The organism is Methylobacterium trifolii (assembly GCF_022179685.1).
In the GTDB taxonomy this organism is placed as follows: Bacteria; Pseudomonadota; Alphaproteobacteria; order Rhizobiales; family Beijerinckiaceae; genus Methylobacterium; species Methylobacterium trifolii.
Genome location: NZ_BPRB01000222.1, coordinates 1 through 13,342 on the forward strand (window position 1 = coordinate 1; position 13,342 = coordinate 13,342).

Annotated in this window: 14 protein-coding genes; 6 read left to right on the forward strand and 8 right to left on the reverse strand. The window is 71.5% G+C overall.

All coding sequences use genetic code 11. The features are described from left to right. The first annotated feature begins 346 nt into the window (after positions 1–346). Positions 347–1,210, forward strand: coding sequence for an outer membrane protein (locus tag COGEMETH_RS18525; protein WP_238184081.1), 864 nt, complete (start codon positions 347–349; stop codon positions 1,208–1,210). Positions 1,211–1,690: 480 nt separating this feature from the next. Here COGEMETH_RS18525 and phnE (COGEMETH_RS18530) read toward each other — a convergent pair whose 3' ends face one another. From phnE (COGEMETH_RS18530) to phnD, 4 genes are read right to left on the reverse strand one after another with little or no spacing between them, the layout of a single operon-like run. After that, on the reverse strand, positions 1,691–2,491 hold the full coding sequence (gene phnE / locus COGEMETH_RS18530; RefSeq protein ID WP_373875391.1) for a phosphonate ABC transporter, permease protein PhnE: 801 nt from the start codon (positions 2,489–2,491) through the stop codon (positions 1,691–1,693). 8 nt (positions 2,492–2,499) lie between these two features. Then, on the reverse strand, positions 2,500–3,276 hold the full coding sequence (gene phnE, locus COGEMETH_RS18535; RefSeq protein WP_238184083.1) for a phosphonate ABC transporter, permease protein PhnE: 777 nt from the start codon (positions 3,274–3,276) through the stop codon (positions 2,500–2,502). Next, the gene (gene phnC, locus COGEMETH_RS18540; RefSeq protein WP_238184084.1) at positions 3,273–4,064 is read right to left on the reverse strand and encodes a phosphonate ABC transporter ATP-binding protein; all 792 of its coding nucleotides are present in this window, start codon (positions 4,062–4,064) and stop codon (positions 3,273–3,275) included. The genes phnE (COGEMETH_RS18535) and phnC overlap by 4 nt, the downstream gene beginning before the upstream one ends. Next, the gene (gene phnD / locus COGEMETH_RS18545; RefSeq protein ID WP_238184085.1) at positions 4,064–5,083 is read right to left on the reverse strand and encodes a phosphate/phosphite/phosphonate ABC transporter substrate-binding protein; all 1,020 of its coding nucleotides are present in this window, start codon (positions 5,081–5,083) and stop codon (positions 4,064–4,066) included. The genes phnC and phnD overlap by 1 nt, the downstream gene beginning before the upstream one ends. Positions 5,084–6,038: 955 nt before the next feature. Between phnD and COGEMETH_RS18550 the strand changes: the two genes are divergently transcribed. Then, positions 6,039–6,557, forward strand: a complete 519-nt coding sequence (locus COGEMETH_RS18550; protein ID WP_238184086.1) for a polysaccharide biosynthesis C-terminal domain-containing protein — start codon at positions 6,039–6,041, stop codon at positions 6,555–6,557. Next, positions 6,551–7,891 carry a glycosyltransferase family 2 protein gene (locus tag COGEMETH_RS18555; protein WP_238184087.1) on the forward strand — a complete coding sequence of 447 codons (1,341 nt, stop codon included), beginning with the start codon at positions 6,551–6,553 and terminating at the stop codon, positions 7,889–7,891. The genes COGEMETH_RS18550 and COGEMETH_RS18555 overlap by 7 nt, the downstream gene beginning before the upstream one ends. Before the next feature lie 24 nt (positions 7,892–7,915). On the opposite strand, the gene COGEMETH_RS18560 is transcribed toward COGEMETH_RS18555, so the two are convergent. The 3 genes from COGEMETH_RS18560 to COGEMETH_RS18570 form a co-directional block, all read right to left on the reverse strand. Beyond that, complete coding sequence (locus COGEMETH_RS18560; RefSeq protein ID WP_238184088.1) at positions 7,916–8,170, reverse strand: hypothetical protein; 255 nt, start codon at positions 8,168–8,170, stop codon at positions 7,916–7,918. Between the two features lie 92 nt (positions 8,171–8,262). After that, entirely contained in the window at positions 8,263–9,162 is a 900-nt protein-coding gene (locus COGEMETH_RS18565; RefSeq protein ID WP_238184089.1) for a dihydrodipicolinate synthase family protein, read from the reverse strand. Positions 9,163–9,297: 135 nt separating this feature from the next. Next, positions 9,298–9,969: a DNA-binding protein gene (locus COGEMETH_RS18570; protein ID WP_238184090.1), complete on the reverse strand. Its 672-nt coding sequence runs from the start codon at positions 9,967–9,969 to the stop codon at positions 9,298–9,300. A gap of 154 nt (positions 9,970–10,123) precedes the next feature. Between COGEMETH_RS18570 and COGEMETH_RS18575 the strand changes: the two genes are divergently transcribed. Further along, positions 10,124–10,789, forward strand: a complete 666-nt coding sequence (locus COGEMETH_RS18575; protein ID WP_238184091.1) for a response regulator transcription factor — start codon at positions 10,124–10,126, stop codon at positions 10,787–10,789. Next, positions 10,789–12,201: a sensor histidine kinase gene (locus tag COGEMETH_RS18580; protein WP_238184092.1), complete on the forward strand. Its 1,413-nt coding sequence runs from the start codon at positions 10,789–10,791 to the stop codon at positions 12,199–12,201. Before COGEMETH_RS18575 ends, COGEMETH_RS18580 begins: the two co-directional genes overlap by 1 nt. A 306-nt stretch (positions 12,202–12,507) precedes the next feature. On the opposite strand, the gene COGEMETH_RS18585 is transcribed toward COGEMETH_RS18580, so the two are convergent. Further along, on the reverse strand, positions 12,508–12,747 hold the full coding sequence (locus COGEMETH_RS18585; protein WP_238184093.1) for a hypothetical protein: 240 nt from the start codon (positions 12,745–12,747) through the stop codon (positions 12,508–12,510). 289 nt (positions 12,748–13,036) lie between these two features. On the opposite strand from COGEMETH_RS18585, the gene COGEMETH_RS18590 reads away from it, so the two are divergent. Further along, positions 13,037–13,342 (forward strand): hypothetical protein (locus tag COGEMETH_RS18590; RefSeq protein ID WP_238184094.1); only part of this gene is annotated, 306 nt, incomplete at its 3' end.

Consider the following 13,342-nt stretch of genomic DNA (forward strand, 5'->3'; position numbering starts at 1 on the left):
CGAACTTTTCCTTGGCCATCGTTCCCGTTCCTGCGCCAGGGTCCGCGCGGTGCGCGGCGCCCGAATCCATACGCCCTGGAGATCGTGGAGAGCCGGGCGAAAAGCGCGCACCGCTTAGAGGGACACGGTGTTTCGATCAAGGCCGCAGGGGATCGCGGAGTGGCGGAGCATCCCGCCGCGGCCTGTCAAGGGCGCGTCGGCCGCCCGTTTCGGTTCCGGCGGCCCCGTCCGGCGGATCGGAGGTTGCTTTCGGGGGGCACTGTGGCACGGCGGGCATAGTCGAGTCTGCACAGTCCAGCTTAGATGTTTCCACAGTCGATCGGAAACACAGCCGGACCCCGCCGCCATGATCAAGAAGCTCCTCCTCGCGACCGCCGCCACGGCCTTCTTCGCCAGCGCCGCCTCGGCCGCCGACCTGCCGCGCCGCGCCCCCCCGCCGGTGTTCACGCAGATCCCGGTCTTCACCTGGACCGGCTTCTTCGCCGGCATCGACACGGCCTACACCTTCACCGACCGCCAGCGCATCACCACCGTCGGCAACACCGCCGTCACCGAGGGCAACGTGGTCGCCGGCCGCCGCCTGCGCACCGTCACCAACGAGCAGGACGGCATCGCCAACATCGGCGGCGGCTTCGGCTACAACTACCAGTTCACCCCGGGCTCGGGCTTCGTGGTCGGCGTCGCCGCCAACTGGTCCTGGACCGACATTCACAAGAACACCTTCGTCCTCGGCGCCCCGCTCGCCGGCGGCGTGCTGCCGAACCCGGCCGCCTACCGCCAGAGCCTCGAGTGGCTCGGCACCGCCACCGGCCGCCTCGGCTACGCCTTCGACCGGTTCCTGGTCTACGGGACCGGCGGCTTCGCCTACGGTCAGGTCCAGTACGACGCCAACTTCTACAACCCCGGCCTCGCCCTGCAGTTCGCCGGCCGCGAGACCGGCCTCGAGACCGGCTACGCCTACGGCGGCGGCATCGAGTACGCCATCCCGACCGACAGCTTCCTGAACAGGTTCGCCATCGGCAACTACATCGGCATCAAGTCCGAGGCCGTGACGCTGAAGGTCGAGTACCTGCATTACGACCTCGGCAGCCGCAACGTGACGGTCGGCCTGACCGGCCTGGCCGCCGGCGCCGGCTCCTACACCTCGCGCTTCCGCACCGAGGGCAACATCGTCAAGGCCGGCTTCAACTACAAGTTCAGCGGCCTCTGAGGACCCGACGCGGCGAGCCCGGTTCGCGGAGGCGGGCTCGATCCGACGACACGTCCAGAAAGGCCCCGGAACCTCGGTTCCGGGGCCTTTCTCGTTCGCATGACAGGGGGCTGCCCGCCCGGGCGAAACAGGGGACGCGGGGGAACCGGCACGGACGCGGTCGTCGCGGTGGTTGCACGGCGTCCCGCCTCTCCCTGCGTTCCCGCCGGCGCCACGGCGTGCGGGGCCTCGGGCGCATGGGGCGTTTCGATAGCGCACGCCGTCGACTCCGCGACGGAGACGGAACGAAGCGCCATCGGTGTCCACGATCCGGAGCTGCTCCGCGGCTCGGCTCTCATGTCCGGATCCGGGATCACATTCCGCTTCGCTCCGGCTGGAACATCGCGGGGGGGCAGGCGCCGGGGCCGGCTGCGGACGACGGCGACGCACGAGGCGCCCCTCCGGCTGGAGCGCCGAAACACCCACGCGCCGTCGGACGTCCTACAGCACGCGGTTGCGGACCAGCGTGACGACGATTTCCGCCAGGACGACCACGGAAAAGATCGCGGCCAGCACCACGGCGACCTGGTCCCAGTAGAGCAGGTTGAGGGCGGTATCGAGGGCGACGCCGATGCCGCCCGCGCCCACGAGCCCGAGCACGGCCGATTCGCGGATGTTGATGTCCCAGCGGAACAGGGCGATCGACCAGAAGGCCGGCTTCACCTGGGGCCAGTAGCCGAAGACCAGGGTCGAGAGCCGGCCGGCACCCGCCGCCGTCAGGGCCTCGATCGAGCCGGGGCTGGATTCCTCCAGAGCTTCGGCGAAGAGCTTTCCGGTGAAGCCGATAGATCGGAAGGCGATAGCCAGCGTCCCCGCGAGCGGCCCCGGACCGAACACGGCCACGAACAGCAGCGCCCAGACCAGGGAGTTGACGGAGCGCGAGGTCACGAACACGAACTTGGCCAGAAGGTTCAGCGGCAAGCTCGGGGTGAGGTTGCGGGCCGCCAGCAGGCCCACCGGCACCGCCATCGCCAGGGCGAGCAGGGTGCCGAGGGTGGCGATGTGCAGGGTCTCGACCAGGGCGGCGAGCGTCGGCCCGAGGTAGTTCGCGTCCGGCGGCCACATCCGGCCGAACAGGTCGGCCATCTGCTCGGGGGCGTCGTAGAGGAATTCCGGGATGATCTCGATGGTGCGCAGGGAGACGGCGAAGGCGGCCACCGTGCAGAGGTAGAAGGCGAAGCGCGCCAGCCGGAGGCCGGGGGAGAAGCGCTGCCAGGACCGCTCCGCGACGGGCGCGCTCACCGGAACACTCACTGGAACACCCTGCGCGCCCAGCCCGAGACGATCTCGGCGGCCATGATCATCGCCACGATGACGATGAGGATGGCGAGCACCACGTCGAAGTCGAAGCGCTGGTAGGCCGTGAACAGGGTGGCCCCGATGCCGCCCCCGCCGACGATGCCGACCATGGTCGAGTTCCGCAGGTTCGAATCGAGCTGGTAGGTGGCAAAGCCGATGAAGCGCGGCAGCACCTGCGGCACCACGCCCATCACCAGCACCGAGAGGAAGCCGGCGCCCGTGGCCCGCACCGCCTCGACCTGCTTGAGGGAGATCTCCTCGATGGCCTCGGCGAAGAGCTTGGCGATGAACCCGACCGAGGCGACGATCAGGGCCATCACCCCGGCCAGCGCCCCGAAGCCGATCGCCTTCACGAACAGGATCGCGACGATGATCGGGTGGAACGAGCGGCAGAGGGCGATCAGCCCGCGGGTCGGCCACGTCACGTAAGGCGGCATCAGGTTGCGGGCGGCCAGGAACCCCACGGGAAGCGCGATGACGATGCCGACCACCGTGGCGATCACCGCGATCTGGATGCTCTCGAGGATGCCCGACTGGATCAGTTCCCAGCGGGAGAAGTTCGGCGGGAACATGCGCGCGAGGAAGCGCCGGCCGTGGTCGAGCCCGGTCGCGAAACGCTCCGGCACGAAGCCCAGCGTGCTGCCGGCATAGACGACGTAGAGGGCGAGCAGCAGCCAGCCGAGGCGCGCCGGCCAGTTCGGGCGGAAGGCTGTGCGGGCGGCGCTCATTCGAGCCAGTTCTCGCCGCCGTAGATGCCGCGCAGGTCCTGGTCGGCCAGCCCCTCCGGTGGTCCGTCGTAGACCACGTGGCCCCCCGACATGCCGACGATGCGGCTGGCGAAGCGCCGGGCCAGGGCGACGTTGTGGATGTTGACCACCACCGGCACGCCCCGGTCGGCCGCCAACTGCACCAGGATCTCCATGATCTCGACGGAGCTCTTGGGGTCGAGGGAGGAGGTCGGCTCGTCGGCCAGGATGATCTCCGGCTCCTGCATGATCGCCCGCGCGATGCCCACCCGCTGGCGCTGGCCGCCCGAGAGCGCGTCGGCCCGGCGCGTGGCGAAGCCCGAGAGGCCGACCGAATCGAGGAGGTCGAAGGCGCGCTCCACGTCGGCCTGGGGGAAGCGCCGCAGCCAGGCCCGCCAGGCCGGCACGTAGCCGAGGCGGCCGCAGAGCAGGTTCTCCATCACGGAGAGCCGCTCCACGAGGTTGTATTCCTGGAACACCATGCCGATCCGCCGCCGCGCCCGGCGCAGGGGGCGGCCCGAGAGCTTGGCGAGGTCCTCGCCCCGGAACAGGATCTCGCCCGCGGTCGGCTGCACCAGCCGGTTGATGCAGCGGATCAGGGTGCTCTTGCCGGTCCCGGAGGGGCCGATGATCGCGGTGAGCCCGGTATCGGGCACCACGAGGTCGATGCCCCGGAGCACGGGCTGGCCGGGCCGGTACTCCTTGACGAGGCCGCGCAGCACCAGGGCGCCGGGCCGCCCGGGCCCCGGCGCCGGCATGGCCGGCCGCATCACGGCTTTTTCGCCTCGGCCTTCTTGCGCGCGGCCTCCGCCTCGCGGGCCGCCTCCCGCTCGTAGGCGGCCTTGTTGTAAGGCGTGCCGGAATCCTCGGCGACCTTGCGCACCACCGCCCAGTCCTTGAGGTAGGTGATCGGGCTGAACCGGTCGTCCCCTTCGAAGTCCTTCACCATCTCCGCGGGGAAGCGAAAATCGTAGAAGCACTGCTTCAGTTTGTCGGCCAGTTCCGGCTTGAGGTCGTGGGCGTAGGCGAAGCCCGAGCTGGGGAACTTCTCGCTGGTGTAGATGACGCGGTAATCGTCGCCCTTGATCGTGCCGCGGGCCACCATCCGGTAGAACACGTCGGAGGCGACCGGCGCGGCGTCGTAATCGCCCGTGCCGACGCCCAGCGCCGACTTGTCGTGCCCGCCCGAATAGAGGAGCGCGTAGTCCTCGCCGGGCTTCAGGCCCTGTTCCGGAAACAGGGCCTTGGGGGCGAGGTTGCCGGAATTGGACGAGGGGGCGGTATGCGCCACCCGCTTGCCCTTGAGGTCGGACAGTTTCCGGAACGGGCTGCTCGCCTTGACCACGACGATCAGGTTGTAGCCCTCGGCCCCCTTCTCGGTGCCCTTGGCCGCGAACGGCACGGCGCCCGCCATGTTGACGGCAAAGCCCAGGGGCCCGGTGGAGAAGCCGGCCACCGTCAGGCGGCCGGAGCGCATCGCCTCGATCTCGGCGGAGTTCGACTGGACGGGGTAGTAGACCACGCGCTTGCCGGTGCACTTGGCCAGGTGCGCCGTGAACGGCTTGAAGGCGTTCTCGTAGACGGCGGGGTCCTCGACCGGGGTGTAGGCGAAGACGATGACGCTCGGATCGCGGGCCTTGGCCGGGATGTCGGCCACGAGGTCCTTGTCGGCGTCGCAATAGGCCTCGTCGAGCTGGCCGCGGTTGGCGCAGTCGGCGGCCTGCGCCGGCGATAAGCTGAGGACCGCGCAGGCGAGGGCTGCGGCGGCACCGGTCCGGACGATCGTCACGGGGCTTCCTCCTGGATGGCTCGGGTTCTCCCGCACCTCGGCCTCATCCGACGCGAGGCCGCGGTCCCCGAGGCTTCACGCCTTGTTCCATGCGGCCGGCAGGCGCGCAAGGAAGCCCGGCTCCGCGGGACGACGATCCGGCCGCGCTCTCACCGGTCGGGAGCCGGCTCAGGGCACGCGGCACGCGGCGATGAGCCGGCGAACGACGGTGGCGCAGGCGTCGCGTTCGGCCACCGTCACGTCCTCGTCGGCCTTATGCGCCCGCGCGACCGAGCCCGGCCGGTCGGCGGGGCCGAGGCCGATCCGGAGCGCGGCCTTCTCCCCGTCTCGTCCGGCACGCCCTCGACCGTCGCGCCCTGCGCCCCGGCGAAGTCCTCGACCCGATCGACCGGCGGCAGGTTCGACGGTGCGCTGGTCGTATCGAACCCGACGAGGGTCGCGAGGACGGCTTTCGGCTCCTGGGTTGCGGCGGCCGACATCCCGTCCGTCGGGTCCCCGGAGCCGGCACCGCCAAGGGCGGCATCCCGTGTCACCGATACCGATCCCGGACCGCCGAGGGCAACCGCCGCGGCGTCACGCGGACCGGCATGGACAATCCGCGTCCGGGCCGGGAACAACCGTCGCGCTTGCGCATTCACATAACCAAGAGCCGCTGGCACGCCCCCGCCACCCGGCTCAAACCTCCGCCCGGCCCTTCCCTGGAAGCGGCCGGGTTTTTCTTTGGGCCGGCATCGATGGGAGCCGTTGCCGCGCGGGTGCGAATCCGAGCACCGGGAGACGCGCCGCTTGAATGCGGCTTCGATTCTTCGGCAAGACCAAGCCTCGGTGAGGATGACCCATCAAGGCTTGGCCCCCGCGACTGCGGGACGGCGGCCGTCCGCCGGACCTCATAGGCGCTCACCTATGAGACTCGGTATGACCCATTCCCCATCGACGAAGCATTCACGAGGACGGCATGCTCGCGGAAGGCACGAAAGACACGTCGACGGTCACGGCATCCGGCGAACGGATCGAGCGGCTGATCGACGGCGTGATCCTGAGATACGCGGTCCTGCAGACCGACGAGCGCGGTGAGATCACCGAGATCTTCGATCCCGCCTGGGGCGTGATGAACGCGCCCCTGGTCTACGTCTACGCGGCCAGCGTCCGACCCGGAAGGCACAAGGGCTGGGTCTATCACAAGCAGCAGAGCGACAGGATGTTCGTCCTGAGCGGCTTCCTGAAGATCGTCCTGTACGACCTGCGCGAGGACTCGCCGACCAAGGGGATGATCAACGAGATCAACCTGTCCGAGCGCAAGCGCGGCCTGATCCACATTCCGCCCCACGTCGCGCATCTCGTGCAGAACGTGGGCGATTGCGAAGCCTACTTCGTCAACATGCCCGATCGCCCCTACGACCACGCCGACCCCGACAAATTCCGCATCGCCAAGGACCGGATTCCCTACAGCGTCGCGGGCGGCCGGGGATGGTAGGGGCGCCCGGCGCGGCCTCGCACCCGGGCGACGACGCGCCGACCGTCAGCGTGATCATCGCGACCTACAACTGGAGCGAGGCGCTCCGCTGCGCCATCGCCTCGGTCCTCGCCCAGACGATGGGGAACTTCGAGCTTCTCGTCGTCGGCGACGCCTGCACCGACGAGACCGGGGCGGTGGTCGAATCCTTCGCGGACGCGCGCGTCGCGTGGATCAACCTGCCGCACAACCACGGCAGCCAGTACGGGCCCAACAACGCGGGCCTCGCCCGGGCGCGGGGCCGGTACGTCGCCTATCTCGGCCACGACGACCTGTGGTGGCCCGGGCACCTCGCGGCGGCGCTGAACGTCTTCGAGCGGACCGGAGCGGACATCGTCGGGAGCGTGACGGCGCTCTACGGTCCGCCGGAGAGCGGCATCCGGGCGATCACCGGCCTCTTCCCGGAGGACACCTACAGCCCGCGCTACTTCTTCCCGCCCTCCTCGCTGCTGCACACCCGCGCGCTTCTCGAACGGGTCGGCCCCTGGCGCGGGCCGTCCGAAGCGCGGGTGGCCGTCGACCAGGACTTCCTGCTGCGCTGCTACGAGGCGGGCGCGACGGTGGCCCCGACCCGCGAGTTGACGGTCTTCAAGTTCAACGCCGCCTGGCGCCGGGACTCGTACCGCGACCGCTCGGCCTCCGAGCAGCAGGACTGGCTGCGGCGGATCGCGGCGGGCGGCGAGGACTTTCGCCGGGCCGAGCTGATGGCGCTGCTGCAATGCTGGGTCGAGGATCGGCTCCACCGGATCGAGTATCCGACGCACGACATGCCCCTCGCCCAGGTGAGCCACACGGCCAATGCGAGCTTCAAGGGCTCGGCCCGGGCCAGCCCGCAATGCCGCGTGGAGCTGCGCCGCGGGCGCGTCCTGTTCAGCCCGGAGGAAGCCTATTCCGGCTTCGAGTGGTACGCCGAGGAGCTGAATCCCGTCCACGGGCGGTATCGGTGGAGCGGGCCCAGCCGCCGGTCGAGCATCGTCTTTCCCCTCGACGTGCCGCAGGGCAGCCGGATCTCCGTCTGCGTCCTCGAAGCCATCGACGAGGCCATGCTCGCCGACATCGTCCTGGAATTGAACGACGTCCGGGCGCCGACGACGCTGGAGCGGCGCGACGACGGCACCTACCGCCTCTCGGCCGTGCTGGGCGAGACGGCCCCGGCCGACGACGGCGAGGCGGCCCTCAAGATCACCCTGGTGGTGCCGCGCACCCGGCGCCCGATCGATGCGGGGAAGGGGAACGACCGGCGCTGGCTCGGGGTGGCGGTCGGCGCGGTCGAGGTGATCGCCCCGGCGGCGTGACCGGCGCCGGTCCTGCGACGGCCCTCACCCGCCCTGCAGGCTCTCGGCGAAATCCTCCGGCACCTCGCCGAACTGCCCGAGGATCGTCGCGCGCTCCAGTTCCCCGGTCTCGTCGTCGGCCACGATCTTCAGGGCCGCGGCGCCCGGCATCCGGCCGGCCATGGCCTGGGCCTTCTTGAGGGCGCCGCTCTCGGTCGGCGCCACCTCCCGGTCGCCGGGGACGAGGCGCTTGCGCTTCGTCACGAAGGTCTGAACGATGAAGGTCGTTCGCATCGCCATGTGAGGCTGTCCGAGATGGTCTGGGCGGCGGGATGTCTGGGCGGCAGGCGGGCGGGCGGGAGCCGGATGGCGTTCGCCGGGACGGGTCCGGCCTATCCCGCCGGCGGGATCTGCGCGCGCTCGGCCTCGGTGAGGGCGAGGAGCGGCGGGCAGAGCCTGTTCCAGTCGGCGCGCCCCGTGCTGCCGGCGAGGATCGCCTTCAGGGTGGGGATCTGGGGAAAGCGCCGCGAGCGCTCGAAGGCGGCGACCAGGCGCGTCTCGGCGGCGGCGACGGCCTCGGCCTGCGCCGGATCGGAATGGTGGCGGTAGATCAGGGCGAGGTCTCCGGGCACGAGGTTGGCCGCGGCCGTGATGCCGCCGGCCCCGCCCGCGCGCAGGAGCGGCAGGACCAGCGGGTCGGCGCCCGTCAGCACCGCGAGGCCCGGGAAGCGCTCGACCATGGCGGTCAGGTTGTCGAAATCCCCCGACGAATCCTTGATGCCGGTGACGATGGCCGGATAGCGCTCCCGCAGCCGCCCGATGAGCGCATGCGAGAGGGAGACGCCCGAGACCTGGGGGTAATGGTAGAGCACGACCCGCAGGCGAGGGTCCGCGACGCGCTCAATCACCTCGGCATAGGCCGCGAACAGGCCCTCGTCGGTGACCGCCTTGTAGTAGAAGGGCGGTAGCATCAGCACCGTGGCGACGCCCAGCGACAGGGCGTGGCGGGTGAGGTCCACGGCGTCCGTCAGCGCCGCCATGCCGGTGCCCGGCATCAGGCGCCCGGGCGCGATCCCGCCCGCCACCACGGCCTCCAGCAGCGCCTTCCGGTCGGGCAGCGACAGGCTGTTGGCCTCGCCGGTGGTTCCCAGCAGCGAGATGCCGTCGCACCCGGCCTCGAGGAGCCGCCGGGCGTGATCGAGGAAGAGCCCGTGGTCGGGCCGGTAATCCGCGGTCAGGGGCGTCGGTGCGGCGCTGAAGATGCCGCGCGGATGGAGAGCGTGCGGGGGCATGGCGGTTCCTCCTGCTGGGGCCGAGGGATGGAGATCCCTCTACCACGGCGCGCGGTTCCTCCGATGCCCCCGGCCGAGCGTGCACGGCGCGCCGCACCGGAGGGACGTCCCGGTACGGCGCGCAGGCGTCGGGGTTCAGAAGACCCGCTTCTCGCGGATCTGCCCGTCGAAGCCGACATGGAGCAGGCGCTCGCGGCCGTCCTGGCCCTTGGCGGCGACGTCGAGGTGCCTGGGGCCGCGCCCCGTCACCCGCACGTCGCTGTAGCCGGCCTTCTCCACCGAGGCGCTCAAGGCCGGCACGTCCGGCTGCGCCCCGAGGCCGACCTTGTCCTTCGCCCAGTCGAGGCTGCCGGGGGGCGGTCCGCCCGCCGGGCCCAGCACGACCTTGGTGCCGTCGGCGCGGGTGAGCAGTCTTGCGTGCAGGAAGCCGTTCTCGAACCGGCCCTGGACCGTGACGGTCTCGCCCTTGGAAACGAGGGTGCCGCCCTCCCCCTGCCGGCCGGTCTCGACCAGCGCCCGGCCGGTGCCGTCCTGCACGACGAACTTGTTGCCGAAGACCTCGGCGACCTCGCCGCGGGCGGCCACCGCGCCGGAGGGCGCCAGGGCGGAGATGGCGACGGGCTCAATGGGGGTGAGCCCGGCATTGGGGCCGGGCTGCGCCAGGGAGAGGCCGACGGCGCCGAGCGCCAGCGGCACGGCCAGCGCCCCGACCACGAGGCCGCGGCGGGGCTGCCGGCTGCGGCCCGGGCTCAGGGCGTCGGTGGTCACGTCGGTGGCGGTGCCGTCGACGATCGTGTCGGTGGTCATGGGTGTCTCTTTCGCTGCAGATCCCCTTTCGGGTTGACCGGCTTCTAGGACGGGGCGCGAAACGCGCCCTGAACCGGCCGGTTCAGTTTCCGTTAAAGGGTGCCCGGTAGGCGGCCCTGCCTGTTGGACGACCCCGACTTGGACGGACCCGACGATGAAGATCCTGCTGGCGGAAGACGACGCGCCGCTTGCCGCCGAGATCCTGCGTGCCCTGCGGGCGGAGAACTTCGCCCTCGACCACGCGGCCGACGGCGAGGACGCGCAGCACCTGGGCGAGACCGAGAGCTACGACGCCGTGGTGCTCGACCTCGGTCTGCCCAAGCGCGACGGCATCGCCGTGCTCCAGGCCTGGCGCGCGGGCGGGCGGACGATGCCGGTGCTGATCCTCACCGCCCGCGACGGCTGGAGCGACAAGGTCGCGGGCTTCAAGGCGGGGGCGGACGACTACCTCGTCAAGCCGTTCCGGGTCGAGGAACTGGTGATCCGCCTACGTGCCCTGGTCCGCCGGGCCCAGGCGGCGGGCGTCAGCCGGATCGCCTGCGGCCCGCTAACCTACGATGCGGGCCTCGGCACCTTCGAGCGGGACGGCCTGCCCCTGAAGCTCACCGGCCTCGAATGGCGCGTGCTGTCCTGCCTGATCCTGCGCAAGGACGGGGTGGTGCCGCGCACGCAACTGCTGGAGCGGGTCTACGACGGGGACGCGGAGGTCGATTCGAACTCGGTGGAGGTCATCATCACCCGGCTACGCCGCAAGATCGCGCCGGCCGGCATCGAGAGCGTGCGCGGCCACGGCTGGCGCCTGCACGGCGGCGAGGGCTGATGCCGCCGCCCCTCAAGCCCCTCGCCAAGCCCACTGGCAAGCGCACTGCCAAGCCCCCCGGCCCGTTCCACCTCGGCTCCCTCCAGCGCCGCCTGCTGCTCGCGGCCCTGGTCCTCGTCACCGCGGCGCTCGTCGTGGCCGGCATCGCCATCGGGCTGATCCTGCACCGGTTTGCCCGCGCGCAGCTCGACGGACGCCTCGATGCGCAGATCGCGGCCGTCGCCTCCGGCCTGGAGCAGGGGCCGGACGGTGTCCTTCGCCTCACCAGGAACCTCGACGCGCCGCCCTTCGACCATCCGGGCTCGGGCTGGTACTGGCAGGTCGAGCGCGCGGACCAAGTCCTGCGCTCCGGCTCCCTCGACGGCGCGCGGCTCGACATCCCGGACCTGCCCCGGCGGCCCAAGCCCCAGGACACCGACCGGCCCCGGCCGGCGGACGGGACCGGGCCGCGGGGGGAGGCCCTGGTGATGCGCGTCCTGCCCGTGCCGCCCGGCCGGCCGGCGGAGGGGGCTCTGATCGTCGCGACGGGCCCGGCGGCGACGCTCCAGGGCCCGGTGCGTGAGGCGGCCGGGACGCTCGCCCTCACCCTGGGCCTGCTCGGCCTCTGCCTGCTGGCCGGCGTCGTCGTGCAGGTCCGCCTCGGCCTGCGGCCCCTGGAGCGCCTGCGCCGGGACCTGGCCGCGGTCCGGGACGGGCGCCGGCCGCGCGTGCCGGCCGAGCAGCCCGCCGAGATCCGGCCGCTGGTGGCCGAACTGAACGGCCTGCTCGACCAGAACGCGGCGAACCTGGAGCGGGCACGGGCCCACGTCGCCAACCTCGCCCACGGCCTCAAGACGCCGCTGGCGACGCTGACCATGGCGTTGGCCGACCGGGACCACGATCCGGACGGCACCCTGTCCCGGCTGGTCGCCGGCATGGACCGGCGCGTGCGCCACCACCTGCGCCGGGCGCGGGCGGCGGCGCTGGGCGGAGGCGTCCGCACGCGGACGGACCTGCGCGCGCACGTCCTGGATCTCGCCGAGGCCCTGCGGCGCCTGCACGCGGACCGTCGCCTCGCGATCGAGGCGGACGTCCCGGAGGGGCTCGTGGTGGCCTGCGACGGCCAGGACCTCGACGAGATGCTCGGCAACCTCATGGACAACGCCTGCACCTGGGCGAAGGCCCGCGTGCGGATCTCCGCGATCCCGCTGGACCAGGGCGTCTGCCTGCGCGTGGAGGACGACGGGCCGGGCCTCGACGGGGACGCGTTCGCGGCGGTGATGGCGCGCGGCCGGCGCCTCGACGAGAGCGTGCCGGGCCACGGCTTCGGACTGCCGATCACCCTGGAACTGGCCGAACTCTACGGCGGCGCCCTCGACCTGCGGCGCTCCGGCCTCGGCGGCCTGCGCGCCGAACTGCGGTTGCCGGCCTGATACCGTGTCCGCTCGATCGAAGCGGACCCGGTATCGGGACGCCCGCGCGGCGCCTGATACCAAGCCTCGGTGAGGATGCGTCATCGAGGCTCGGCCCCCGCGACCGCGGGCGGCGGCAATCCGCCGGACCTCATAGGTCCTCACCTATGAGACTTGGTATGAGCGCAGCAGAAATCCGCATCGCGAAGCGATCGAACGGATATCGGACGAGACCTGTCAGGCCTGACAGCAGACCGATGCCCGGAGCTGCGCCATCACGGCGTCGGGTCCGGCTCGGAGCGGGCCCCGGTCCGGACCCTTGTCAGCTCACACGCGGGCGCGCAGGGGGCCGGCCGCCTGTCCCGGCGCCGGCTTGAGGTGGAGGAAGCTGCGGTCTCCAGTGGCCGCCTCGGCCACGTGGTCGATCGCATCCAGGAGTTCGGTGATCCTCTTGGGCGCGTCGGCCGGCAGCAGGCCGGCGGCGGTCACCCGGCGGGCCGCGGTCCGGCCGGCCACGACCTGCGCCTCGGTCAGGGCATCGAAGTCCCGGTGGACACGTCGCGTCATGGCCGTTCCTCTCAGACGCCCGAACCTGCGCGGTTCATGGTTGACGAAAGGTTAACGACGCGCCGTTCCGTGATTCAAGTCGCAGGACGGCGACGGGCCGGACGGATGGGCCGCATCGGCCTCGAACACGCCCGGATCGCCAGGGCGGCGCCGTCGTCGGGCTTCCGCGCGGCATCGAAGCGGCCGCCGATCGACCCGGCCGAACCGTCCAGACCGTAAAAAACCCCCGCTGGATCTCCAGCGGGGGTCGAGGTCATCGGATCGTGGGACGCGCTAGAGCTCGCTGCCCTTGAGCGAACTGACGAACATCTCGGAGGTCGACCCCGCGCTGCCGAAGGGGCTCCGAGAGAGATCGAACTGGGACGCCGTACCGATCGAATGGGTCTCCGTACCGAAGATCAGGCTGTTTGCCTCCGACGCCTGCAGAGCGGCAGGCAGGGCCGCCGACACCGACTCCGGAGACGTCGGCGGGGCAAAGGACGTGGGACCGGTCGGGCCGGTCGCGCCGGTCGCGCCGGTCGCGCTGATAGCACCGGTCGCGCCGGTCGCACCCGTCGCTCCGGTCGTCCCGGCAAGGCCCGTCGCACCCGTGGCG